Below are 24,568 nucleotides of genomic sequence, written 5' to 3'. Positions count from 1 at the left end.
CCGGTCCGTCCCTTCGGGGGCGGGCCGGGGCCCGCGTGCGTCAGGGGGCGGGGGTGGGGGCGGGGCCGGTGGAGTCGCGGACGACCAGTTCGACGGGGATGTCGGGGGCGGTCCAGGCGGTGCCCTCCAGGACGGCGAGGAGGGCGTTCATGCCCTGTTCGCCGACCTGCTCGGCGGGCAGCCGGACGGTGGTGAGCTCGGGTTCGACGGCGGTGGCCAGGCCCAGGTCGTCGATGCCGGTGACCGAGAGGTCCTCGGGGACGCGCAGGCCCAGGCGCCGGGCGGCCTTGCAGGCGCCGGCGGCCAGGACGTCGTCGTCGCAGAGGACGGCGGTGGGCCGGGACCCGGGGTCCGCGAGGGCGGCCTCGGCGGCCGTGCGGGCGGCGTCGACGGTGAGGGCGGCCCGTACGGTGCGCAGCTCGGCGGCGGGGGCGAGGAGCCCGGCGAGGGCGCGGGCGCGGATGTGGAAGGTCCAGGTGTCCACGTCGGCGGCGAGGTGGAGGAAGCGCCGGTGGCCTAGGTCCAGCAGGTGTTCGGCGGCCTGGCGGACCCCGTCGGCCATGGCGAGGTTGACGTGGGCGGCGGCGCGGCCGGCGGCGGGGTCGCTGTCGAGCATGACGAGGGGGAGGTCGTCGCCGCCGATGGCGTCGAGGGCGCCGGCGGCCATGGAGGAGGCGATGACCCCGTCGAGGGCGGCGCGGGCCGAGGCGAAGGGGTCGCGGGCGGGGCCGGTGCCGTCGGGGGAGGGGTAGAGGACGACGCCGAAGCCGTGGGCGGCGGCCACGCGGGCGGCGCCGGTGTAGACGCGGGCGAAGAACTCGTTGGTGAGGGCGGGGACGACGAGGAGGGCGGTGCGGGTGCTGCCGAGGCGCAGGTTGCGGGCGGCGAGGTTGGGGCGGTAGCCGAGGGCGGACGCGGCCTCGCGGACGAGGCCGGCGGTGCGTTCGGAGACGCGGCCGCGCCATTTGTCGCCGAGGACGAGGGAGACGGTGGCCTGGGAGACCCCGGCGGCGGTGGCGACGTCGCGGCTGGTGGGTCTCGTCACAGGAAACTCCTGAAGTGCCAGGTGGGACGGGTGGGTCTGGTCCGCAGAGTGGACCCCGGGTCTGCGGCCATGGTACGTATGACGCGTTAGGTTATACGTATTACCCCGGGGTGACTCCGGGCAGAAGGGGGCACTCATGGCCGCGGGATACGCGGAGCTGCTCAGGACGCGTTACGCCGCGAGGCTGCTGGCGGGCACGCTGCTGGGCCGGCTGCCGAACGGCACCGCCGCCATCGCGATCGTCCTCTTCATCCGCTCCGAGGGCGGCAGCTACAGCCTCGCGGGCGCGCTGGCGGCCGCCTACGGGCTGGCCAACGCCGTGGGGCAGCCGCTGCTGGGCCGGGCGGTGGACTTGTACGGGCAGCCCCGGGTGCAGCTCCCGTCGGCGCTGGTCTCGGCGCTGGGCATGGTGTGGCTGGCGCTCGCCGGTACGGAGTCGATGCCGGCCGCGTACGCGGCGGTGCTGGTCTCCGGCCTGTTCACGCCGCCGCTGGAGGGCGGCCTGCGCGCCCTGTGGCCGTCGGTGCTCGGCGGCCGCGAGGAGCGGGTGCACGCCGCGTACGCGATGGACGCCGTGGCCCAGGAGGTCATGTACACGGTCGGCCCGCTGCTGGTGACGCTGTGCGTCGCCCTGTGGTCCCCGGCCGCCGCGCTGCTGGTCCTCAACGGCGTCGGCCTGGTGGGCGTGCTGATGGTGGTGCTCTCCGAGCCCTCCCGCGCCTGGCGCTCGGAGCCGCGCGAGGCGCACTGGCTGGGCGCGCTGCGCTCGCGGGGGCTGCTGGCCCTGCTGGGCGCGTTCTTCTTCGTCGGCATGGCGCTGGGCTCGATCGCGGTGGCGGCGATGGCCTACGCCGACGGGCACGGCGGGCAGGCGGTGTACGGCTGGCTGATGGCGGCGCTGGGCCTGGGCGCGCTGGTCGGCGGCGTGGTCTACGGCGCCCGGCAGTGGGCCGGGTCCGCGGAGCGGCGGCTGCGGCTGCTGGTGGGCCTGCTGGCGGTGGGCTACCTGCCGCTGATGCTGAGCGTCGGCCCGGTGGCGATGACGGCGCTGGCCGCGCTGTCGGGCGTGTTCCTGGCGCCCTCGCTGGCCTGTGCGTTCATCGTGGTGGACCGGCACGCCCCGGCGGGCACGGTGACCGAGGCCTTCTCCTGGCTGGTGACCTTCTTCGGCGTGGGCGCGGCCATCGGCACGGCGGCGGCCGGCCCGGCCGTGGAGGCGGGCGGCGCGACGGCCGGTTTCGCGGTGGCGGGCGGCGCCGGCGTGGCGGCCCTGCTGGTGCTGACGGTCACTCAGACGGTCCTGTCCGGCGGCGGCCGCACCCGGTCCGTGACGGGCTCGGCGGGGGCCCCTTCGGAGCAGTTGATCAAAAACTGATCGGAACGCCGTTCTCGAACCCGGTTTCAGAAGAGGGCAGAAGGCGTAATGTTCAGTCATGGACCGCCGCATTTTCGGGCTGGAGAACGAGTACGGCGTCACGTGCACGTTCAGGGGACAGCGCCGACTGTCTCCTGACGAAGTGGCGCGCTACCTCTTCCGCCGTGTCGTGTCATGGGGCCGCAGCAGCAATGTCTTCCTGCGGAACGGCGCCCGCCTGTACCTCGACGTGGGTTCGCATCCGGAATATGCAACACCCGAATGCGACAACCTGACCGAACTGGTCACTCACGACAAGGCCGGCGAGCGCATTCTCGAAGGTCTGCTCGTCGACGCCGAACGCCGCCTGCACGAGGAGGGAATCGCGGGCGACGTCTACCTGTTCAAGAACAACACCGACTCGGCGGGCAATTCGTACGGCTGCCACGAGAACTACCTCGTGGCCCGGCACGGTGAATTCTCCCGTCTGGCGGACATCCTCATTCCCTTCCTCGTCACGCGCCAGCTCATCTGCGGCGCGGGCAAGGTGCTCCAGACCCCCCGGGGCGCGGTCTACTGCGTCAGCCAGCGGGCCGAGCACATCTGGGAGGGCGTCAGCTCCGCCACCACCCGGTCCCGGCCGATCATCAACACCCGCGACGAGCCGCACGCGGACGCGGAGCGCTACCGGCGCCTGCACGTGATCGTCGGGGACTCCAACATGTCCGAGACGACCATGCTCCTCAAGGTCGGCGCCACGGACCTCGTGCTGCGCATGATCGAGGCGGGCACGGTGATGCGGGACCTGACCCTGGAGAACCCGATCCGGGCCATCCGCGAGGTCAGCCACGACATCACCGGCCAGCGCAAGGTGCGCCTGGCCAGCGGCCGCGAGGCCTCCGCCCTGGAGATCCAGCGCGAGTACTACGAGAAGGCCCTGGACTTCGCCGAGCGGCGCGGGATCCGCACCGGGGTCGTGGAGCAGGTCCTGGAGCTGTGGGGCCGCACCCTGGAGGCCATCGAGGCCGAGGACCTCGACCGGATCGGCCGCGAGATCGACTGGGTCATGAAGTACCAGCTGATCGAGCGCTACCGGGCCAAGCACAACATGACGATGTCCAACCCGCGGGTCGCCCAGATAGACCTCGCGTACCACGACATCCACCGTCGGCGCGGCCTGTACTACCTGCTGGAGCGCAAGGGGCAGGCCGAGCGGATCTGCAACGACCTGAAGATCTTCGAGGGCAAGTCGGTGCCCCCGCAGACCACCAGGGCGAGGCTGCGCGGCGACTTCATCCGCCGGGCGCAGGAACAGCGGCGGGACTTCACCGTCGACTGGGTCCACCTCAAGCTCAACGACCAGGCGCAGCGCACCGTGCTGTGCAAGGACCCGTTCCGGTCGGTGGACGACCGGGTGGAGAAGCTCATCGCCGGTATGTGACCGGTCCGGCAGGGGGCCCCGTACGCGTCCGCGTGCGGGGTCCTCGCATGCCAGAGCCTTGTGGCGCAGGGGCCAGCCCGTAGAGTGGGCCGCTACGACGGACCATTCCACCGACCCTGAGGACCACTGTGCGACGCCGACTTGCTGCCGCGCTCATCGTGCCGGCTCTGATGCTCACCGCGGCCTGCGGAGGGGGCGACGACTCCGGCAAGAAGAAGGACGCCTCTCCGTCGGCCTCCGCCTCCAAGCCCGCCGAAGTGCCGAAGCCGGTGGCGTCCGCGGACCCGATGCCGACCGTGGCCGGTGAGGCGGGCAAGAAGGCCGAGATCACCGTCCCCAAGGGCGAGCCGAGCGGCAAGTTCGTGGTGAACGTCCTCAAGGAGGGCACCGGGCCGGAGATCAAGAAGGACGATCTCGTGGTCACCAAGTACACGGGCAAGATCTGGAAGAGCGGCAAGGAGCTCCAGGGCTCCTACGACAAGGACGGCCAGCCGCTGGTCGTGCCGGCCGGCTCGCAGCAGATCCTGCCGCTGTTCAGCGACTCGGTGCTCGGCAAGAAGGTCGGCAGCCGTCTGCTGGTCGTGGCCCCGCCGGCCGCCGCCTTCGGCGACCAGGGCCAGCCGCAGCTGGGCGTGGGCGCGAAGGACAACCTCGTCTTCGTGATCGACGTCGACCAGGTGATGCCGAAGAAGGCCGAGGGCACCCAGGCCCCCATCCCGTCGGACCTGCCGCAGGTCAAGGCCGACGAGGACAAGGAGGCCACGATCACGATCCCGAAGAACGACCCGCCGAAGGAGCTGGTCGACAAGGTCCTGATCGAGGGCAAGGGCGCCGAGGTCCAGAAGGGCCAGACCGTCTACATGCAGTACAGCGGCGCGGCCTGGGCCCCGAACCAGGGCAAGGACGCCGCCAAGCTCTTCGACACCTCCTGGAAGACCGGTCAGCCGTTCTCGACGAAGATCGGCGAGGGCCAGGTCATCGAGGGCTGGGACAAGGGCCTCGTGGGCAAGAAGGTCGGCAGCCGCGTCCTGCTGGTGATCCCGCCGGAGCAGGCGTACAAGGACCAGGCCAAGGGCGACGACCTGCCGGCCAACTCCACCCTCGTCTTCGTCGTGGACATCGTCGGAGCAATGTAAGACTGGTCGGGTTGCCCTTTTCCGCCTCCGTGGTGAGGGCCCGCCTTCGTACGCATGAGGAGCAGTTCCGTGAGCGACAAGCTCGAGAAGCCCGAGATCGACTTCCCCGACTTCGAGGTCCCGGCCGACCTGGTCATCGAGGACATCTGGGAGGGTGACGGCGCCGAGGCCAAGGCCGGCTCCGTGGTCTCCGTCCACTACGTGGGCGTGGCCTACTCCACCGGCGAGGAGTTCGACGCCTCCTGGAACCGCGGCTCCGCGCTGCAGTTCAAGCTGGGTGTCGGCCAGGTCATCACCGGCTGGGACAAGGGTGTCGAGGGCATGAAGGTCGGCGGCCGGCGCAAGCTGGTCATCCCGCCGCACCTCGGCTACGGCGACCGCGGCGCCGGCGGCGCCATCAAGCCGGGCGAGACGCTGATCTTCGTCTGCGACCTGATGGCCGCCTGATCCACGGGCAGTCACCGCGCAGGGCCCCCGCCGTGAGGCGGGGGCCCTCGCTTTTGTCCGGGACCGCCTTGGCGGTACGGTCAACGGTCACGAGTGTGTGTGTCGAGGAGCGGGGGAAGGGCGTCGATGGCGATCGCCAAGGCCGAGCGGCTGATGAATCTGGCGCTGTGTCTGCTGGGGACCCGACGTCCCCTCAGCAAGCGTGAGCTGCGCGGGTCGATCGAGGCGTACCTGGAGGCGGGCAACGACGACTCCTTCAACCGCATGTTCGAGCGGGACAAGGACGACCTCCGCGAACTCGGCCTGGTGATCGAGACGGTGGAGAACCTGGAGGGCGAGACCGGCTACCTGGCCCGCCGCGACAGCAACCGGCTGCCGCCCGTCTCCCTGGACGCCGAGGAGGCCGCCGCCCTCGGGCTGGCCGCCAAGGTCTGGCAGCAGGCCCGCCTCGCGGGCGCCGCCAGCGGGGCCCTGCAGAAGCTGCGCGCCGGCGGGATGCCGGAGACCGGCGACCCGTACGAGGGCCAGCACAGCGCGATCGAGCCGCGCATCCCCGTCCACGAGGCGGCCTTCGAGCCGCTCATGCTGGCCTGCCGCGACCGGCGGCCCGTGGTCTTCGACTACCGCAAGTCCAACGCCGCCCGGCCCGAGCCGCGCCAGGTCGAGCCGTGGGCCCTGGAGTGCTGGCGCGGCCACTGGTACCTCGCCGGCCACGACCGCGACCGCGGGGCGGAGCGGGTGTTCCGGCTCTCCCGGATCACCGGCAAGGTCCGCTCGCGGGCGGGCAAGTACACCGCCGAGGTCCCGGACGTGGTGACCGTACGGGAGACCGTGGCGGCCTGGGCCGGCGAGGGCGCCCAGCGCTCGGCGCTGATCCGGCTGCGCGCCGGGTCCGGCTACCCGCTGCGGTCCAAGGCCACCGGGGTCCGCGAGGGCGCCGACGGCTGGGACGAGCTGGAGATCCCCTACGGGCACGGGCTGGACGCCTGGCTCGTGGAGTTCGGCCCGGACGTCGTGGTGGTGGAACCCGCGGACCTGCGGGCCGACGTGGTGGACCGGCTGCGGGCCGTCGCCCGGGGCTGACCCGGACTTTCCTAGCAACGCCCTGAGGGGGAGACGTACCAGCATGGCCGCGAACGCCATCGACCAGACCCGCCGGATGCTGTCCTTGGTGACCTACCTGCGCGAGCGCCCCGGGGCGCACGTCGCGGACGTCGCCCGGGCCTTCGGGATCACCGAGGACGAGCTGATCTCGGACCTCGACGTCCTGCCCATGTGCGGCACCAGCTTCCGCGGCGGGGACCTGCTCGACATCGACACCGACGGCGACCGCATCTGGTGGCACAACGCCGACGCCTCGGGGGAGTCCACCGCCGAGCCGCTGCGCCTGGCCGCCGACGAGGCCACCTCCCTGCTCGTCGCCGCCCGCGCGGTGGCGACCCTGCCGGGGCTGCGCGAGAGCGACCGGGACGCGCTGCTGCGGGCCACCGCCAAGCTGGAGGCCGCCGCCGGCGAGGCCGCCGGGGCCAGCTCCCGGCTGTCGGTGACCTTCGAGTCCGAGGGCGGGGTCTTCGCCGACGTCGACCGGGCCATCTCCGAGCGGCGCCGGCTGTGGCTGCGCTACTACTCGCCCGCCCGCGACGAGCTCACCGAGCGCACCGTCGACCCGATCCGGCTCTTCGCGGTGGGGCACACCTACCTGGAGGGCTGGTGCCACCTCTCCGAGGCGCGGCGCACCTTCCGCCTCGACCGGGTCGCCGAGATCCGGCTCCTCGACGAGCGGGCCGAACCGCCCGCCATCGAACCCCGTGACCTGTCCGAGGGCCTGGTCCAGCCGGCCGCCGAGGACCCCGAGGTGGTCGTCGAGGTCGGCCCCGGCGGACGCTGGGTCGCCGAGTACTACCCGCACGACAGCGCCGAGGAGCTGCCCGGCGGGGGCCTGCGGATCGTCCTGCGCAGCCCCGACCCGGCCTCCCTGCGCCGGCTCGCCCTGCGCCTGGGCCGCGACGGGCGGATCGTCTCGCCGCCCGAGCTGGCGCACAGCGCGCGCAAGGCCGCCACAGAAGCGCTCGCGGGGTACGGGGAACAGGTCTAGAGGGAGCACGGAGAGATGTCGCCATCTTCCGGTGCGGAACCGGTCACCTTCAAGGCCGCCTGTCCCGAGTGCCGGGCGCGCTTCGAGCTCGCGGCGGGCGCCCTGCGGCTGGCGATCGGCGGCAGCCGGCGGGCCACCTTCTACTCCTTCACCTGCCCGGAGTGCGCCGCCCAGGTCCGCAAACCCGCCGGTGAGCGCATCGTGGAGCTGCTGACCGGCGGGGGAGTGAGCACCCTGCGCAGCCTCTGAGACGGGGGCGCTAGGCTCGTCCCATGCTGTGGCCGATGCTTGCGATTGCCCTGGGCTTCCTCGGGGTCGCCGTCCTGTCCGTGCTGGCCCTGCGGGTCTTCCTGGAGGTCCGGCGGCTGTCGGGGCAGGTGGCCCTGGCCAGCCGCCGGATCACCGAGGCCTCCGCGGACCTGGAGCGGGCCGCGACCGACCTGGCCGGGTCGGCCCGCCGCGAGGACGCGCTCCGGCCCTAGGCCGTCTCTTCCGCCCAGCCCGTCTCCCGCGGTGCGCAGGCGTTCACGTACCGGTTATGGAAACCGCGCGGCCGGACCCGTACCGTCGGAGCCGCAGGCAAGCGCTGACACCCCTGGGGATTGCCGGGCGTTCACCCCCGGGGGTTACGATCCATGTCAGAGAGGTACCGGACGAGGTCCGCCCGGTATCGCGAGGCCACCACAAACCAGCCGTTTCGGTGAGTAAGGAAGACACACATGATCGGCAATCTGAAGCCCCTCGAGATCCTTCTGATCATCGCTGTCATCGTGCTGCTGTTCGGTGCCAAGAAGCTCCCCGAGATGGCCCGCTCGCTCGGCAAGTCGGCCCGGATCCTCAAGAGCGAGGCCAAGGCCATGAAGAAGGACGGCGAGGCCGACGACGCGCCCGCCGCCGCCCCGGCCGCCGACACCCAGCAGCCCGTCGCCCCGCGCACCATCCAGGCCGCGCCCGGTGACGTCACCAGCTCCCGTCCGGTCGGCGAGCCGGGCCGTACCGCCCAGGGCTGACACCCGGGGGGCCCGCCCCCCAGCACGCCGGTCATTTGCAACGAGACAAGGGACGTGGGTTGCTCAAGTCTGCCCGCAAGCAGGGGAAACGAGATCGGGGTCCGAAGGACGCCGAAGGGCGGATGCCGCTCGTCGAGCACCTGCGTGAGCTGAGAAACCGCCTGCTGAAGTCGGTCCTGGCGATCGGTCTGATCACGATCGTCTGCGCCTACTTCTTCCGGCCGATCATCGACTTCCTGCTGGAGCCGATGCTCTCCTCCGTCGGCTGCGTGAACGGGGCCACCCACCAGCGCAACGGCGCGCCCTGCGCCGAGATGACGGCCAACGGTCTGACCGGGCCCTTCTCCATCGCCCTCAAGGTCGGCCTCTCCGCGGGCATGGTGCTGTCCGCCCCGGTCTGGCTGTACCAGCTGTGGGCGTTCGCCGCTCCCGGCCTGCACAAGAACGAGAAGCGGTACACGCTGAGCTTCGTGGCCGTCGGCGCCCCGCTGTTCCTGGCCGGCGCGGTCCTCGCGTACAAGATCCTCCCGCAGACCGCGGAGATCCTCCTCGGCTTCACCCCCGACCACGTCAAGAACCTGCTCCCGGTCGACGACTACCTCGACCTGGTCACGCGCATGGTCGTGGTCTTCGGCCTGGCCTTCGAGCTGCCGCTGATCCTGGTGCTGCTGAACTTCACCGGGATCCTCAGCGCCAAGCGGCTGGCCGGCTGGTGGCGCGGCATGGTCCTCGGCATCACGATCTTCTCGGCCTTCGCCACGCCCACCGGCGACCCGGTCACCATGCTGACCCTGGCCTCCCCGATCGTGGCCCTGTACTTCCTCGCCCTCGGCGTCTGCCTCCTCAACGACCGCCGCCGGCAGCGCGCCAACCCGGACGCCGACCTCGACGACGACGAGGCCTCGGACCTGGACCTGACCCCCGCCCCGATCGGCACGGCGGACTCGGCCCCGGCCCCCTCCGCCCTGCCCGAGCAGGCCGACGGCGGCCGACGCCAGATCAACGGTTACGACGACGCCACCTGAGATGTAGATTCCCCGGGATGAGCGCAGAGATCACCCTCTTCGTCAATCCCACCGCAGGACGCGGCCGGGGCGCGCACGCCGCGCAGCCGGCCGCTTCCGCGCTCCGGGACGCCGGTTTCTCGGTGCGGACCGTCGTCGGCACCGACGCCTCCGACGCCCTGGCCCGGCTGCGGGCCGCCGTCCGCGAGGGCACCGGCGCGGTGATCGCGGTCGGCGGCGACGGGATGGTCTCCCTGGCCCTCCAGGCCCTGGCCGGGACCCTGGTGCCGCTCGGCGTGGTCGCGGCCGGCACCGGCAACGACTTCGCGCGCTCCCTGGGACTGCCCGTACGCGAGCCGGCCCGGGCGGGACGGCTGGCCGCCGAGGCCCTCAAGGAGGGCCGGATCCGGGAGATCGACCTGGGCCGGGTCCGGGACACCTGGTACGGGACCGTGCTCTGCTCCGGCTTCGACTCGCGGGTCAACGACCGGGGCAACCGGATGCGGCTGCCGCCGGGCCGCTTCAAGTACGACCTGGCCATCCTCGCCGAGCTCGCCGCCTTCCGGCCCCGGCCCTACCGGATCACCCTCGACGACGGGCCCGTCATCGAGACCGAGGCCACGCTGGTGGCCGTCGGCAACGGCACCTCGTACGGCGGCGGGATGCGCATCTGCGCGGACGCCGAGCCCGACGACGGGCTCTTCGACGTCACCGTCGTCGGCGACTGCTCCCGCACCACCCTCCTGAAGGTGTTCCCGCAGGTCTACCGGGGGACGCACCTGACGCACCCGGCGGTCACCGTCCACCGGGCCGCGAAGGTGGTCCTGGAGGCGCCGGAGCTGACCGCCTACGCGGACGGGGAGCCGCTGGGCCCGCTCCCGGTGACCGCCGAGTGCGTTCCCGGCGCCCTCCGCCTGATCAGATAAATGGTCGAGACTGTTGTCAGAGGCGGCGGGTAGGCTCGATGACAAGATGACCGAAGAACTCTCACCCGCCGAGCGGTACGCCGCTGCCCGGATCCGCGCCGCCGAAGAGGCCTCCGCCCTGGCCCCCTTCCGCGAGATGTACGAATTCGACCTGGACCCGTACCAGGTCGAGGCCTGCAAGGCACTGGAGGCCGGCAAAGGCGTCCTGGTGGCCGCCCCGACCGGCTCGGGCAAGACCATCGTGGGCGAGTTCGCCGTGCACCTCGCCCTCCAGCAGGGCCGCAAGTGCTTCTACACGACGCCCATCAAGGCGCTGTCGAACCAGAAGTTCGCCGACCTCGTCAAGCGCTACGGCGCCGACAAGGTCGGTCTGCTGACCGGCGACAACAGCGTCAACGGCGACGCGCCCGTGGTCGTGATGACCACCGAGGTGCTCCGCAACATGCTCTACGCGGGCTCCCAGGCCCTCAGCGGCCTCGGCTACGTCGTGATGGACGAGGTGCACTACCTCTCCGACCGCTTCCGCGGCGCCGTCTGGGAGGAGGTGATCATCCACCTCCCCGAGTCGGTGACCCTGGTCTCCCTCTCCGCGACCGTCTCCAACGCCGAGGAGTTCGGCGACTGGCTCGACACCGTGCGCGGCGACACCGAGGTGATCGTCTCCGAGGAGCGGCCCGTACCGCTGTGGCAGCACGTCATGGCCGGACGGCGGATCTACGACCTCTTCGAGGAGGAGTCCGACCACGGAGGCCGCGGCTCCGCCCGCCGGGAGGTCAACCCCGACCTGCTGCGGATGGCCCGCGAGGAGAACACCCGCACCTACAGCCCCAAGGACCGGCGGCGCGGCAAGATGGTCCGCGAGGCCGACCGCGAGCGCGAGCGCCGCTCCCGCAGCCGGATCTGGACCCCCGGCCGCCCCGAGGTCATCGCCCGGCTCGACAACGACGACCTGCTGCCCGCGATCAACTTCATCTTCAGCCGGGCCGGCTGCGAGGCCGCCGTCCAGCAGTGCCTCTACGCGGGCCTGCGGCTCAACGACGACACCGCCCGCCTCAAGGTGCGCGAGCTCGTCGAGCAGCGCACCGCCTCCATCCCGGCCGAGGATCTGCACGTCCTGGGCTACTACGAGTGGCTCGAAGGCCTGGAGCGCGGCATCGCCGCCCACCACGCGGGCATGCTGCCCACCTTCAAGGAGGTCGTGGAGGAGCTGTTCGTCCGCGGTCTCGTCAAGGCCGTCTTCGCCACGGAGACCCTCGCCCTGGGCATCAACATGCCCGCGCGCACGGTCATCCTGGAGAAGCTCGTCAAGTGGAACGGCGAGCAGCACGCCGACATCACCCCCGGCGAGTACACCCAGCTCACCGGCCGGGCCGGCCGCCGCGGCATCGACGTCGAGGGCCACGCCGTGGTGCTCTGGCAGCGCGGCATGGACCCGGTGCAGCTCGCCGGGCTCGCCGGCACCCGCACCTATCCGCTGCGCTCCAGCTTCAAGCCCTCGTACAACATGGCCGTCAACCTGGTCCAGCAGTTCGGGCGGCACCGCTCCCGCGAGCTCCTGGAGACCTCCTTCGCGCAGTTCCAGGCCGACCGCTCGGTCGTCGGGATCTCCCGCCAGGTCCAGCGCAACGAGGAGGGCCTCGACGGCTACCGCGAGGGCATGACCTGCCACCTCGGCGACTTCGAGGAGTACGCGCGGCTGCGCCGCGACCTCAAGGACCGCGAGACCGACCTGGCCAAGCAGGGGGCGGCCCAGCGCCGCGCCCAGGCGGCCAGTTCGCTGGAGAAGCTCAAGCCGGGCGACGTCATCCACGTGCCGACGGGCAAGTTCGCCGGGCTCGCGCTGGTCCTGGACCCGGGCGTGCCGGGCGGCCGGAGCAACGGGCACCGCGGGTACGAGTACCAGGAGGGCCCGCGCCCGCTGGTGCTCACCGCCGAGCGGCAGGTCAAGCGGCTCGCCGCGATCGACTTCCCGGTCCCCGTCGAGGCCATCGACCGGATGCGGATCCCCAAGACCTTCAACCCCCGCTCCCCGCAGTCCCGCAGGGACCTGGCGACCGCCCTGCGCAACAAGGCCGGGAACATCAGGCCCGAGCGGCACCGCCCGGGCCGGGCCGCGGCGGCCGACGACCGCGAGATCGCCCGGCTGCGCGCCGAGCTGCGGGCGCACCCCTGCCACGGCTGCGACGAGCGCGAGGACCACGCCCGCTGGGCGGAGCGCTACCACCGGCTCAAGCGCGACACCCTCCAGCTGGAGCGCCGCATCGAGGGCCGGACGAACACCATCGCCCGCACCTTCGACCGCATCCACGCGCTCCTCACCGAGCTGGACTACCTGCGCGAGGACGAGGTCACCGTGCACGGCAGGCGGCTGGCCCGGCTCTACGGAGAGCTGGACCTGCTGGCCTCGGAGTGCCTGCGCGAGGGGGTCTGGGAGGGGCTGAACCCGGCCGAACTGGCCGCCTGCGTCTCAGCGCTGGTCTTCGAGGCCCGACAGTCCGACGACGCGGCCCCGCCGAAGGTGCCGAACGGCCCGGCGAAGGCGGCGCTCGGCGAGATGGTCCGCATCTGGGGCCGGCTCGACGCCCTGGAGGAGGAGCACCGCATCAACCAGGCGGAGGGCGTGGGCCAGCGCGAGCCGGACCTCGGCTTCGCGTGGGCGGCCTACCAGTGGGCCTCCGACAAGAGCCTGGACGAGGTGCTGCGCGAGGCCGAGATGCCGGCCGGTGACTTCGTGCGCTGGTGCAAGCAGGTCATCGACGTCCTCGGGCAGATCGCGGCGGCGGCCCCCGCCTCCACCGCCCCGGCGTCCTCGGCCGGCGGGAGCACGGTGGCGAAGAACGCCCGGAAGGCCGTCGACGCCCTGTTGCGGGGTGTCGTGGCCTACAGCTCGGTCGGGTAGCCCCTTTCGGTGCTTCCTCCGAGTCCGGGGACGGCCGGATCTCATCTCTTGCCATGATCGGTTCGCCGCGCCCTGTGCGACGATCGGACGTATGAGTGGGGGAACGGGTGAAGGGCCGAGACGGGTCGGTCGGCCGCGTGCCGATCAGCTGAGAACGCCGAGCGGCCGGCCGCCGCGCGAGGAACTCCTCTGCGCGGCGGCCGAGCTGTTCTCGGTCCGGGGATACGCGGCCACCACCACGCGGGCGGTGGCCGAACGGGCCGGGATGCGCCAGGCCACGATGTACCACTACTTCAGCGGCAAGGAGGAACTCCTCGCCGAACTCCTGGAGTCCACCGTCGCCCCCTCGCTGGCGCTCTCCCGCCGCCTGCTGGCCGAGACCGGCCGGCCCGCCGAGCGGCGGCTGTGGGAGCTGTGCCGCTCGGACGTGCTCCTGCTGTGCGGGGGACCCTACGACCTGGGCGCCCTCTACCTGTTGCCCGAGCTGGACCGGCCGAGGCTGGCGCGGTTCCGGCGGATGCGCGAGGAACTGCGCGACAACTACCGGGCGTTGCTCGACGCCACCCCCCTCGGGGCCCGGCTGGCCGGGGACGGGGCCGCGCTGGCCCTGCGCAACGACCTGGTGTTCGGGCTGATCGAGGGGGTCATGCTGATCCGCCGCTCCGACCCCGGCCGCCCGGTGGCGGCCTTCGCGGAGGCCGCCGCCGACGCGGCGCTGCGGATCGCGGGCCTGGCGGCCTAGCCGGCCTCGACGGCCGCCGGACCGGGCGGGGGGCCGGCCGCCCAGCCCTCGGGGTCGTCCCAGGCCTGGAGGGTCAGGCCCGTCTCCAGGCGGTGGGCGCGGCCCGTCACCGGGTCGGTGAAGGACAGGGTCCTGGCCAGCAGCTGGAGCGGACGCCGGTAGTCCGCCGGGTCCGCCGGCTCGGCCACCACCGGGTAGACCGGGTCGCCGAGGATGGGCAGGCCCAGGGCGTTCATGTGCACCCGCAGCTGGTGGGTGCGCCCGGTGTGCGGGGTCAGCCGGTAGCGGGCCAGGGGGCCCCGGGAGGCGATGAGTTCGACCAGGCTCTCGGCGTTGGGCTCGGCGTCCGGGAGTTCGACCGCCGCCATCACCCCGCGCACCTTCTCGATGTGGCTGCGCACGGTGCGGGGCAGCTCCACCCCGGGGTCGTGGGCGGCGAGCGCCTCGTACTCCTTGCGGACCCGCCGCTGCTGGAAGAGGAGCTGGTAGGCGCCCCGGTCCTCGGGGCGGATGCTGAACATCACCAGCCCGGCCGTCATCCGGTCCAGGCGGTGGGCCGGGCTGAGCGCGGGCAGGTCCAGCTCCCGGCGGAGCCGGGCCAGGGCGGTCTCGGTGACGTGGCTGCCGCGCGGGATGGTCGCCAGGAAGTGCGGCTTGTCCACCACCAGGAGGTGCCGGTCGCGGTGGACGACCCGGATCGGGAAGGGCACCGGCGGCTCGGCGGGCATGTCGCGGTGGAACCAGAGCCAGCCGCCGGGCTCGTACGGGTCCTGCGGCCGCAGCACCCGCCCGCCCTCGCCCAGCACCCGGCCGTCGGCGAGCAGCCGGGCCATCGACTCGGCGCCGCGCGTGCCGGCGTAGCGCTCGGTCAGGTAGTCGCCCAGGTGAGGCCAGTGCCCCTCGGGGTCGGGGGGAAGGCGCATCCGGACCGGGTCGATGCCGTCCCGCTGGGGGAGGGGCGGGGGCGGGATGTGGGATCTGCGGCTCATCGGGACCAGGGTAGGCGGCCCGCCTACTTCCGGGTGAAGGTGCCCAGGTGCTCCGCGTCCAGGTACTCGACGCGCACCTTGCCGTCGGAGAAGGTCACCCCGGTGCGGCCGACGGCGTTCTCGCCGGCGGTCTCGAAGCTGAACGTGTCACCGTCGTAGGGGCTGAGCGGGAAGCGGAGCGGCTTCGGGCCGAGGGCGAGGGTCAGGGCCCCCTTGGCGTCGGCGGTGACGGTGAGCGGGCCGTAGAAGGGGTTCTCGTAGGTCCCGGTGTAGGCGCTCGCCGCGCGGGCGGGCCTGGCGCCGGCGGGCGGGTGCGCGTAGTCGGTGGCGGAGCGGTGGCCCTCGTTGAGCTGCTGCGCGTACAGGGCGCCGGTCAGGGCCAGCCAGTCGGCGGTCGGCGCGCCGTGCTCGGCGGTGTCGAAGAAGTCCAGGGCGATCGCGTCGGCCTGGCCGACCGGGGCGGCGTTGGTCAGGACGACGATGCCGAGCTGTTCGAGGGGGAGCAGGGTGACGTTGGTGTTGGCGCCGAGTTCGAAGCCGCCCGAGTGGCCCAGGCGCAGCCGGCCGGCGTCGTCGTAGCTGACGTTCCAGCCGAGCCCGTAGAACTGCGGCACTCCCCGGAAGGTCTGGGCCTGGGAGACGATCTCGGGCAGGCGGGTGCGGTTCAGGGCGTCGGCGGGGATGATCCGCTTTCCGTCGAGGACCCCGTCGCCGAGCTGGAGGCGCAGCCAGCGGGACATGTCCCGGGCGGTGGAACTGGCTCCGCCGGCCGGGGACTGGGCGTCGGCGTCCCGCACGAAGCGCGGGCTCCACACGGCGGTTCCGTTCTTGCCGGTGCCGCTCTTCACATGGCCGTAGGCGCGGTCGGGGGCCTTGGCGAAGGCGGAGAACTCGGTGCTGGTGTGAGTCATCCCGGCGGGCTTGAACAGGGTTTCGTCGCTGAGCTTCTGCCAGGTGGTGCCGCGGGCGCGGGCGACGGCCTCGGCGCCGGCCGTGAGGCCGAAGTTGGTGTAGGCGTAGCTCGCGCGGAAGGGGGTGAGGGGCTCCTCGCGGAGGTGGCCGAGGATGTACGACTGGTCGTAGCCGAGGTCCTCCAGGAGGTCGCCGGCGTGGTCGGGCAGGCCGGTGCGGTGGGAGAACAGGTCGGCGGGGGTGACGTGGGAGGTCACCCAGGGGTCCTTGAGGGCGAAGCCGGGGAGGGAGGAGCCGAGGGGCTCGTCCCAGGCGCCGGGGTCCTTGAGGGCGGCGGCGACGACGGTGGAGGAGACCGGCTTCGAGACGGAGGCCAGCTGGAAGACGGTGTCCGGGTCGACCTTGGCGGACTCGCCGGTGCGGCGGAGGCCGAAGCCCTTGAGGTAGAGCACCTCGTCGTGGTGGACGACGGCCACGGCGACGCCGGGTATCCCGGTGCGGCGCATGACGTCCTCGACGGTGGCGTCGAGGCGGGTCACCGCCTTGGCGACGGCGGCGTCGCTGATGCGGGGCTCGGGGGGCGGGGGCGGAGTCGGCTCCGCCGCCGTGGCCGTCCCGGCGGTGAGCAGGATCGCCGCCCCGGCGAATGCGGCGGCGCGGTGCGTGCGCATGTCGCCATTGTGCCGTTCGGGTGGCTCCGGCGCGCGGCGTGGACCGCTGCGCGGGGCTCCTGGGGCTCCGCCCCAGACCCCGCGCCTCAAACGCCGGCGGGGCTGGGTTTCGCGGAGCCCCCGGGAAGTCAGGCGGCCGCTCGGGCCGGGAGGTCCTGTTCGGCTTCCACCGTGGCGTTCCAGTCCCGCTTGATCGCGCGCCAGCCCTCGTCCGTCTCGCCGTGGCGCCAGTAGCCGGAGATGGAGAGCCGCTCGCGCGAGACCCCCCGCTCCAGGCGCAGGTGGCGGCGGAGTTCCTTCACGAAGCCGGCCTCGCCGTGGACGAAGGCGTGGACGTCCGCCGAGGGGAAGTCCAGGGAGGTGACGGCCTCCAGCAGGGCCGCGCCCACCGGGCGGTCGCCGCGGTGGAGCCAGACGGGGGTGACGCCGTCCGGGGTGGCGACGTCCTGCTCGTCCTCGGGGCCGGCGATCTCCACGAAGGCGTACACCCGCGCCCCGCGCGGCATCCGCTCCATCGAGGCGGCGATCGCCGGCAGGGCGCTCTCGTCGCCCGCGAGGAGGTGCCATTCGGCGGCGGGGTCCGGGGCGTAGCAGCCGCCCGGGCCGAGGAAGTGGACCGTTTCGCCGGGCTGGACGCGGGCCGCCCACGGGCCCGCGAGGCCCTCGTCGCCGTGGACGACGAAGTCCAGGGTCAGCTCCAGCAGCTCCGGGTCCCAGGCGCGGACCGTGTACGCGCGCTGGCGGGGCCAGGCCTCGCGGCGGTGCGTCGCACGGATCACGTCGAGGTCCCAGGGCTCCGGGTAGCGCACGCCCTCCGGCTCGAAGAGGAGCTTGACGTAGTGGTCGGTGTACGCGCCCGCGCCGAATCCGGCCAGTCCGTCCCCGCCCAGCACGATCCGCACCATGTGCGGTGTCAGCCGTTCGGTGCGGACGACGACTGCGGTGCCGACGGTACGGGTGCGTCCTTCTGCCACGGTCTCTCCCCTGGTGCTTACGAAGCTTAGGATTACCTAAGTTAGCACCTCATGGGCGCAGCGCGCTGCTCAGGCGTGACATCGCTCCTCCCAGACCCCACCGATGGGCGAGCGCTTCGACCATTTCGGGCACGGCGGGGGCGTGGGGGAGGGTGGGGTCGAAGGGGGGCAGGGGGACGTCGGAGGCCACCTGGACCACCTTCGGGGCCACCGCCAGATAGGGGCGGGATTCGTCCAGGCGCTTGCGCTGGGTGGGGGTCAGCTTCGACTTCGGGTCGTCGACGGCCGCGATGATCCCGGCCAGGTCCCCGTACGCGTCCAGCAGCTTGGCGGCGGTCTTCTCGCCGATGCCGGGGACGCCCGGCAGGCCGTCGCTCGGGTCGCCGCGCAGCAGCGCCAGGTCCGCGTAGCCGGGCCCGTCCACCCCGTACTTCTCGCGCAGCCAGGCCTCGTCGGTGACCTGGAGGGTGCCCACGCCCTTGAGCGGGTACAGGACGCGGCGCGCCCGGGCGTCGTCCACCAGCTGGTAGAGGTCCCGGTCACCGGTGACGATGTCCACCGGGCCGGTGGCGCGGGCCGTCAGGGTGCCGATCACGTCGTCCGCCTCGTACCCGGCGACCCCCACCCGGGCGATGCCGAACGCGTCCAGGGCCGCCTCGATGATCGGGACCTGCGGGGCGAGGGTGTCCGGGGTCTCCTCCAGGTCCGGGCCCGTCTCCGTGAGCTCCGCGACCCGGTGCGCCTTGTACGAGGGGATCAGCTCCACCCGCCAGTGCGGCCGCCAGTCCGCGTCCATGCAGGCCACCAGCTCGTCGGGGCGGTGGTCCTGCACCAGCCGGCCGATGAAGTCGAGCAGTCCGCGCACGGCGTTGACCGGGGTCCCGTCCGGGGCCTTCACGGAGTCCGGGACGCCGAAGTAGGCCCGGTAGTAGAGGGACGCGGTGTCCAGGAGCATCAGCCGTCGTGTGGTCGTCGTCATGCAGGCGATGATGCCGTAACCCCGCCCGGCGGCGGGCCGTCACCCCTGGTGGGCGAATGATCACTCAAACAGTTGCTCCGGCGCGCGCCCCCGCCCTTCCTCCCCGAGGGTGTTGATCACAGGCGGGCCGCACGGCCGCGCCCGGTCCCCGCGCGAGGAGCTCCGTACGCCCCCGCCCGCACGCGCCGCCGGCGCGCGGCGCGGCCGGTGCGGCGCGGCCCCGCCCCAGCCTCCAGGAGCCCCGATGGATGCCGCCCAGTCCACCGCCCCCGCCCGCAGGACCGTGATCAGGGCCGGAGCGGTGGCCGCCGCCGCACTGACCGTGTGCCCCCGCACCGCGGCCGCGGCGGCGACGGCCCCACCGGTGGCGGCCGCCGCGCCCCCGCCGGCCGCCGCCGGTGCGGCGGACCTGCCCCTGCGCTCCGACCGCGGCAGCCAGGGCGACATCCTGGCCGGCTCCCGCAAGGACCACGCCTGCCTGCTGTTCCTGCGCTTCCGCGAGCCGGTCCTGGCCCGGCGCTGGCTGCGCCGGCTGCTGCCGGAGATCTCCACCACCGAGGAGATGGCCAGGTTCAACGCCGCCTTCAGCGCCGCCCGCGTCAAGGCGGGCGGAACCGACCCGGCCTCCCTGTCCGCCCAGTGGACCGGGCTCTCCCTCACCCACGCGGGCCTGGCCTTCCTCGCGGGCCGTGACCCCTTCCCCGCGCTGCCCGCCGGCAGCACCGCCGAGGCCTTCGCCCAGGGGCCCGCCGAGCGGGCCGAGGCGCTCGGGGACACCGGCGACAGCTCCCCCGACTCCTGGCTGTTCGGCGGCGAGGGACCGCACCGGGCCGTCCACGCGATCCTCAACCTCGCGGCGGACGATCCCAGGAAGCTCGCCCAGGCCGTCGACCGCCACCAGCAGGCCCTGGGGCCCGCCCAGGGCGTGCTGGTCTTCCGGCAGGACGCGGGCACCCTGGCCGGCGCCCTGCGCGGGCACGAGCACTTCGGCTTCACCGACGGCATCAGCCAGCCGGGCGTGCGCGGGTTCCACGCCCCCGACCCGGCGACCGGGAACACCGTCCTGGGCAAGCCCGGCGCCCGGCTGGTCCCGGCCGGGGAGTTCATCGTCGGACAGGAGAAGGCCGGGAACCGGCCTGCGGGGCTGCCCGCCTGGGCCACCGGGGGCTCCTTCCAGGTGGTCCGCCGGCTCGCCCAGGACGTACCCGGCTGGTGGGCCCAGGCCCGCGAGCGGCTGGCCGACCTCAAGCGGGCCGGGGCCGCGCCCGCCGACGCGACCGACACCTGGCTCGCCGCCCGGCTGGTGGGCCGCTGGCCGGGCGGCACCCCCGTCGCGGGCTGCCCGCTCGCCGAACAGCCCTGCCCCGCCGGCACCGGCCCGACCGCCGTCTCCTACCGCGACGACCCGCAGGGCTGGCACACCCCCCTCTTCGCGCACATCCGCAAGGGCAACCCGCGCGACGGCCTCGTCCCCGCCCTCGGCCGGCCCCCGCTGGACCCCGCCGTGACCGACGGCCACCGCATCATCCGGCGCGGCATCCCGTACGGGCCCGCCTACGACCCGGCCCAGGAGTCCGGCCGGGGCACGAACGGGGCCTCGCGCGGGCTGGTGTTCATCGGCTACCAGGCCGACCTGGTCCAGCAGTTCGAGTTCGTGGCCAAGCAGTGGATCAACGAGCCCGACTTCCCGGCCGGCCGCAACCCGCGCACCGGCGCCGACCCCGTCCTCGGCCCCGGCTCACCCGTCACCTTCGAGAGCGAGTCCGGGAGCGGCGGCCGCGCCACCACCCTGCGCTTCGGCCGGTTCATCCGCACCGAGGGCGCCCTCTACGCCTTCACCCCCTCGATCCCCGCCCTGCGGGAGCTGGCCGAGGGCAGGCTCGACGTCTCCGTGGAGGTCCACGCCGGCACGGTGCTGCGCGCCGGCGACGTCCTCGACGCGGGCGACGCCCGGCTGACCCTCGGGGCCGACGGGGACCTCGTCCTCCTCGACCCCTCCGGCGCCCACCGCTGGAGCGCGGGCACCGCGGGCAAGGGGAGCGAGGCCGCCTTCTCCCGCGACGGCGAGCTCACCGTGCGCGACGCCGACGGCAAGGCCGTCTGGAGCAGCGGCACCACCGGCCACCCCGGCGCCCGGCTGCTGGTCCGCCCCGGCGGGGACGTCGTGATCCTCGACGGCGACCGTGTGCTGTGGCGGGCCGGCGAAGGCCACGCAGGGTAACAGGACGGGTACGGGAATCGGCCGTGGAACGGCCCGGAGGTCCCTTGCGCGCGAATCCGGGGGCGGTTGCTGCGTAAGGTGCTTACAGCACACCGATGTGCGACCACGGGTAGGGGAGGGCAGCCCCGACATGAACGGCAAGGAAGACGGGAACATCGCGGACGCCACGGACGGCACGGAGTACGGCCTCGCCCGGGCGGGCGGCGGCCTCGACGTGAACGACAAGGAGAAGGACGCCAAGGAGCAGCCGCTGCGGGTGGGCGTCGCCGTGCGCAAGCGGCGCCGGGCGCTCCACCTGACGCTGGCCGCGGTGTCGGCGCGCAGCGGACTCTCCGTGCCCTTCCTGAGCCAGATAGAGAACGAGCGCGCCCGCCCCAGCATGCGCTCGCTGGAGCGGGTCGCCGACGCCCTGGAGACCACGGCGGTCGACCTGCTCGCCGCCTCCGACACGGCCCGCACGGTGGACCTGGTGCGGGCCGGGGACGACTCCGGGCTGGGACCGGTGGGCGGCGTGCGTCCCCTCGTACGCGGCCACCACCAGCTGCACGCGCTGGAGTTCAACGGCGACCAGGACGCCGGCCGCGAGTACCAGCACCGCAACGACGAGCTGATGTACGTGGTCGCCGGGGCCTGCCAGGTGGAGGCCGAGGGGCGGGCGTACCGGCTGGAGGAGGGGGACGCGCTGTTCCTGTCCGGCGGGGTGCGCCACCGCTGGAGGGCCACCAGCGAGGACACCAGGCTCCTCGTCGTGGCGGTCGGCGACCACATCCACGCCACCTCCGAGCCGCCGTCCCCGGGGCACTGAGCCGGTGCGCGTCGTCTCGCTCGTGCCCTCCCTGACCGAAGCGGTCGCGGTGAGCGCGCCGGGCCTGCTCGCCGGGGTGACCGACTGGTGCACGCATCCGGCGGACCTGCGGGACGCGGTGCGGATCGGGGGCACGAAGAACCCGGACGTACGGGCCGTCGTCGAGTTGCGCCCCGACCTGGTGATCGCCAACGAGGAGGAGAACCGGGCCCCCGACCTGGCGGAGCTGCGCGCGGCCGGCCTGGAGGTGCTGGTCACCGAGGTCCGCGACCTGCCGCAGGCCTTCTCCGAGCTGGACCGGCTGCTGGTGGGGGCGCTGGGGCTGGAGCGGCCCGAGTGGCTGGACCGGGCCGAGGAGGCCTGGGCGGCGGTGGAACCCGTCGGGGAGCTGACGGCCTTCGTGCCGATCTGGCGGCGGCCGTGGATGGTGCTGGGCCGGGACACCTTCGCGGGCGACCTCCTGGCCCGGCTGGGGGTACGCAACGCCTACGCCGGGCACCCCGAGCGGTATCCGAGGGTGCCGCTCGCCGAACTGTCGGCGAGCGGCTGTGACCTCGTGGTGCTCCCGGACGAGCCGTACGCCTTCACGGCCGGGGACGGCCCGGAGGCCTTCCCCGGCCTGCGGGCCGCCCTGGTCAGCGGCCGCCACCTCACCTGGTACGGGCCCTCGCTGGCCGAGGCCCCGGCGGTGCTGGCGGCGGCGCTCAGGCGGTCTTCGGCAGCAGCCGGCCGCTGAACAGCCCGCGCAGGGTGTGGACGGCGGCCAGCAGCCAGGCGGTGACCAGGCCCAGGAACAGGGCGGCGGCCAGCCAGGCGAAGGCGTCCAGCCCGGTGTGGCGGGCCAGCCCGGCGGCGCCGGTGACGCAGGTGCCGACGGGGAAGGTCAGCGCCCACCAGGTCATCGCGAAGCCCATGCCGCCCCGGGCGGCCCGGACCAGCATCGAGGCGGCCAGGGCCAGCCACAGCAGGGCGAAGCCCATGACGGGCACCCCGTAGACGACGGCGAAGGCGCCGAGGGCCTGGGCGTAGGGGGCGTCGATGGCGCCGGGGGCCACGTCGGCGAGCTGGTTCACGGCGGTGGTGGACTGCCCCAGGGGGCCCAGGACCAGGAAGAGGGCGGGGGTCAGCGCCAGGGGCAGGGGGCCGCTCACGATCAGCCGGCCGAAGACCAGGGGGAGCAGCAGCAGGGTGGCCATGAGGCTCACGCCGAACATGGCGTAGCAGGCCATCAGCAGGGCCTCGCGGGGCTGCCCGGCGGGCAGGTGGGGGACCAGCAGGGGGCCGACGGCGGCGGAGACCATGGGGGAGACCACGGGCAGCAGCCAGACGGGGCTGGCCTGCGAGGCCTCCACCTTGTGCCGGACCACCATCAGGTAGGGCACCACGACGGCCATGACCAGGCCGATCACGGTGCCGGCGGTGAACAGCACGGTGTCGACGGCGAGGGCGGCGGGGGTCCCGATCAGGTCCTTGCCGACGATGAGGGTGCCGCCGCCGACGGCCAGCAGGGCCATCGCCAGGCACCCGTAGAAGGGGGCCACGGCGGGGTCGAGGAGGTGGGCGCGGGCCTGGTCGCGGTGGTGCAGCCAGTGCCCGGCGCGGGCGGTCAGCAGGACGGCGAGGGCCACGGCGGACAGCGCCCAGACGAGCTGGCAGGCCACGCGCTGGCCCGGGAGCTGGTAGGGGAGGGTGGCCCCGGCGTTCGCGATGATCGCCGTACCCATGACGGAGGCGTACCAGTTGGGGCCGAGGTGGCGCAGCGCGGGGGCCTTGTGGGCCCGGGGCGCGATTTCTGTGACGGTGCGGGGTCGCACGAGGGTGGTGGCCATGGGTCCAGCGTCCCGTCGGGCAGGGCCGTACGGCAGAGGCCGCACGTCTATAAGGCCATAAACTGATGTTATGGGTAACGAGGAGACGGTTCCGCTCGCACACCGCGTGCCGGACCTGGGCGCGCTGGAGCTGCTGCTCGCGGTGGCCCGGGTCGGCAGCCTGAGCGGCGCGGCCCGCCGCCTGGGCATCACGCAGCCGGCGGCGAGCAGCCGGATCCGGGCCATGGAGAGCCGCCTCGGCGTCGCCCTGGTGGACCGCTCCCCGCGCGGCTCGACGCTGACGGCCGAGGGCGCGCTGGTCACGGACTGGGCCCGGCGGGTGGTGGAGGCGGCCGAGGCCTTCGACGCGGGCGCGCAGGCCCTGCGCGGGCGGCGGGACTCGCGGCTGCGGGTGGCGGCCAGCATGACCATCGCCGAGTACCTGCTGCCGGGCTGGCTGATCGCCCTGCGCGGGGAGCGGCCCGACACGGCGGTCTCCCTGCACGCCGGGAACTCCGCCGACGTGGCCCAGCGGGTGCTCGCGCACGAGGCCGACCTCGGCTTCGTGGAGGGCATGGGCGTCCCGGACGGGCTGGACTCGGCCGTCATCGCCCAGGACCGCCTGGTGGTGGCGGTGGCCCCGCACCACCCCTGGGCGCGGCGCTCGAAGGGGGTGGAACCGGCGGAGCTGGCCGGGGCGCCGCTGATCCTGCGCGAGCGGGGCTCGGGGACCCGGCAGGTGCTCGACGCCGCGCTGGCCCCGTCCGGCGGGCTGGCCCGGCCGCTGCTGGAGCTGGCCTCGACCACCGCCGTCAAGGCGGCGGCGCTCAGCGGGGCCGGGCCGTGCGTCCTGTCGGAGCTGGCCCTGGGCGAGGAGCTGGCGGCGCGCCGGCTGGTGGAGGTCCCGGTGCCGGGCGCCCCGCTCGGCCGTGCCCTGAGGGCGGTCTGGCCGGCGGGCGCCCGCCCGGCGGGGCCGGCGCGGGACCTGCTGTCGCTGACCCGGCGGTAGCGCCGTCGCCGAGGGCGGGGGCCGTTCCGCGCGGCGGGGCCGTTGGGGTGAGGGCGGATCGTTTCGGCGCGGGCCGTCACGTGACCGCGACGGCGGGCGTC

23 protein-coding genes are annotated in these 24,568 nt (G+C 73.6%); 17 read left to right on the top strand and 6 right to left on the bottom strand.

Annotated elements, in window-relative coordinates; genetic code table 11:
- Positions 1 to 40: 40 nt before the first annotated feature.
- Positions 41 to 1,045 carry a LacI family DNA-binding transcriptional regulator gene (locus tag AB0O29_RS08655; protein WP_365148178.1) on the bottom strand — a complete coding sequence of 335 codons (1,005 nt, stop codon included), beginning with the start codon at positions 1,043 to 1,045 and terminating at the stop codon, positions 41 to 43.
- 136 nt (positions 1,046 to 1,181) lie between these two features.
- On the opposite strand from AB0O29_RS08655, the gene AB0O29_RS08650 reads away from it, so the two are divergent.
- The 13 genes from AB0O29_RS08650 (at position 1,182) to AB0O29_RS08590 (ending at position 14,099) form a co-directional block, all read left to right on the top strand.
- The gene (locus AB0O29_RS08650) at positions 1,182 to 2,420 is read left to right on the top strand and encodes an MFS transporter (RefSeq protein WP_365148175.1); all 1,239 of its coding nucleotides are present in this window, start codon (positions 1,182 to 1,184) and stop codon (positions 2,418 to 2,420) included.
- Between the two features lie 58 nt (positions 2,421 to 2,478).
- Positions 2,479 to 3,840 (top strand): Pup--protein ligase, encoded by a 1,362-nt coding sequence (pafA, locus tag AB0O29_RS08645; protein WP_365148172.1) that lies wholly within the window; start codon positions 2,479 to 2,481, stop codon positions 3,838 to 3,840.
- Between the two features lie 128 nt (positions 3,841 to 3,968).
- Positions 3,969 to 4,976 carry an FKBP-type peptidyl-prolyl cis-trans isomerase gene (locus AB0O29_RS08640; protein WP_365148169.1) on the top strand — a complete coding sequence of 336 codons (1,008 nt, stop codon included), beginning with the start codon at positions 3,969 to 3,971 and terminating at the stop codon, positions 4,974 to 4,976.
- A 54-nt stretch (positions 4,977 to 5,030) separates the two neighbouring features.
- Complete coding sequence (locus AB0O29_RS08635; RefSeq protein ID WP_365148167.1) at positions 5,031 to 5,423, top strand: FKBP-type peptidyl-prolyl cis-trans isomerase; 393 nt, start codon at positions 5,031 to 5,033, stop codon at positions 5,421 to 5,423.
- 126 nt (positions 5,424 to 5,549) lie between these two features.
- Positions 5,550 to 6,506, top strand: coding sequence for a WYL domain-containing protein (locus AB0O29_RS08630; protein WP_365148164.1), 957 nt, complete (start codon positions 5,550 to 5,552; stop codon positions 6,504 to 6,506).
- A gap of 43 nt (positions 6,507 to 6,549) precedes the next feature.
- A complete protein-coding gene (locus AB0O29_RS08625) occupies positions 6,550 to 7,518 on the top strand; it encodes a WYL domain-containing protein (protein ID WP_365148161.1) in 969 nt (322 codons plus the stop codon).
- A gap of 15 nt (positions 7,519 to 7,533) precedes the next feature.
- Positions 7,534 to 7,767: a hypothetical protein gene (locus AB0O29_RS08620; protein WP_365148158.1), complete on the top strand. Its 234-nt coding sequence runs from the start codon at positions 7,534 to 7,536 to the stop codon at positions 7,765 to 7,767.
- Between the two features lie 23 nt (positions 7,768 to 7,790).
- Entirely contained in the window at positions 7,791 to 8,000 is a 210-nt protein-coding gene (locus AB0O29_RS08615) for a hypothetical protein (RefSeq protein ID WP_365148155.1), read from the top strand.
- A 237-nt stretch (positions 8,001 to 8,237) separates the two neighbouring features.
- On the top strand, positions 8,238 to 8,528 hold the full coding sequence (gene tatA / locus AB0O29_RS08610; protein WP_042814548.1) for a Sec-independent protein translocase subunit TatA: 291 nt from the start codon (positions 8,238 to 8,240) through the stop codon (positions 8,526 to 8,528).
- A 59-nt stretch (positions 8,529 to 8,587) separates the two neighbouring features.
- Positions 8,588 to 9,553 carry a twin-arginine translocase subunit TatC gene (gene tatC / locus AB0O29_RS08605; protein ID WP_365148152.1) on the top strand — a complete coding sequence of 322 codons (966 nt, stop codon included), beginning with the start codon at positions 8,588 to 8,590 and terminating at the stop codon, positions 9,551 to 9,553.
- A gap of 17 nt (positions 9,554 to 9,570) precedes the next feature.
- Positions 9,571 to 10,458: a diacylglycerol kinase gene (locus tag AB0O29_RS08600; RefSeq protein ID WP_365148149.1), complete on the top strand. Its 888-nt coding sequence runs from the start codon at positions 9,571 to 9,573 to the stop codon at positions 10,456 to 10,458.
- A gap of 46 nt (positions 10,459 to 10,504) precedes the next feature.
- Positions 10,505 to 13,357: a DEAD/DEAH box helicase gene (locus tag AB0O29_RS08595; protein WP_365148146.1), complete on the top strand. Its 2,853-nt coding sequence runs from the start codon at positions 10,505 to 10,507 to the stop codon at positions 13,355 to 13,357.
- Positions 13,358 to 13,448: 91 nt separating this feature from the next.
- On the top strand, positions 13,449 to 14,099 hold the full coding sequence (locus AB0O29_RS08590) for a helix-turn-helix domain-containing protein (RefSeq protein WP_365148143.1): 651 nt from the start codon (positions 13,449 to 13,451) through the stop codon (positions 14,097 to 14,099).
- Here AB0O29_RS08590 and AB0O29_RS08585 read toward each other — a convergent pair.
- From AB0O29_RS08585 to AB0O29_RS08570, 4 genes are all read right to left on the bottom strand, one after another.
- Entirely contained in the window at positions 14,096 to 15,088 is a 993-nt protein-coding gene (locus AB0O29_RS08585) for a pseudouridine synthase (RefSeq protein ID WP_365148140.1), read from the bottom strand. The genes AB0O29_RS08590 and AB0O29_RS08585 overlap by 4 nt on opposite strands.
- 23 nt (positions 15,089 to 15,111) lie before the next feature.
- Positions 15,112 to 16,671: a serine hydrolase gene (locus AB0O29_RS08580; RefSeq protein WP_365148137.1), complete on the bottom strand. Its 1,560-nt coding sequence runs from the start codon at positions 16,669 to 16,671 to the stop codon at positions 15,112 to 15,114.
- 128 nt (positions 16,672 to 16,799) lie between these two features.
- Positions 16,800 to 17,645, bottom strand: coding sequence for a siderophore-interacting protein (locus tag AB0O29_RS08575; protein WP_365148134.1), 846 nt, complete (start codon positions 17,643 to 17,645; stop codon positions 16,800 to 16,802).
- Positions 17,646 to 17,694: 49 nt separating this feature from the next.
- Positions 17,695 to 18,600, bottom strand: a complete 906-nt coding sequence (locus AB0O29_RS08570; RefSeq protein WP_365148225.1) for a 5'-3' exonuclease — start codon at positions 18,598 to 18,600, stop codon at positions 17,695 to 17,697.
- A 268-nt stretch (positions 18,601 to 18,868) separates the two neighbouring features.
- Between AB0O29_RS08570 and AB0O29_RS08565 the strand changes: the two genes are divergently transcribed.
- The 3 genes from AB0O29_RS08565 (at position 18,869) to AB0O29_RS08555 (ending at position 22,386) form a co-directional block, all read left to right on the top strand.
- A complete protein-coding gene (locus tag AB0O29_RS08565; RefSeq protein WP_365148131.1) occupies positions 18,869 to 20,845 on the top strand; it encodes a Dyp-type peroxidase in 1,977 nt (658 codons plus the stop codon).
- A gap of 256 nt (positions 20,846 to 21,101) precedes the next feature.
- Positions 21,102 to 21,650 (top strand): XRE family transcriptional regulator, encoded by a 549-nt coding sequence (locus AB0O29_RS08560; RefSeq protein ID WP_365148222.1) that lies wholly within the window; start codon positions 21,102 to 21,104, stop codon positions 21,648 to 21,650.
- 4 nt (positions 21,651 to 21,654) lie between these two features.
- Entirely contained in the window at positions 21,655 to 22,386 is a 732-nt protein-coding gene (locus AB0O29_RS08555) for a helical backbone metal receptor (RefSeq protein WP_365148128.1), read from the top strand.
- Here AB0O29_RS08555 and AB0O29_RS08550 read toward each other — a convergent pair.
- Complete coding sequence (locus AB0O29_RS08550) at positions 22,355 to 23,479, bottom strand: TDT family transporter (protein WP_365148125.1); 1,125 nt, start codon at positions 23,477 to 23,479, stop codon at positions 22,355 to 22,357. The genes AB0O29_RS08555 and AB0O29_RS08550 overlap by 32 nt on opposite strands.
- Positions 23,480 to 23,549: 70 nt before the next feature.
- Between AB0O29_RS08550 and AB0O29_RS08545 the strand changes: the two genes are divergently transcribed.
- Positions 23,550 to 24,467, top strand: coding sequence for a LysR family transcriptional regulator (locus AB0O29_RS08545; RefSeq protein WP_365148122.1), 918 nt, complete (start codon positions 23,550 to 23,552; stop codon positions 24,465 to 24,467).
- The last annotated feature ends 101 nt before the right edge of the window (positions 24,468 to 24,568 follow it).

This window comes from Streptomyces sp. NPDC089915, assembly GCF_040684675.1.
Lineage (GTDB): Bacteria > Actinomycetota > Actinomycetes > Streptomycetales > Streptomycetaceae > Streptomyces.
Note: the sequence above shows the minus strand (reverse complement) of the source record. Positions and strands in the feature narration are given on the sequence as shown.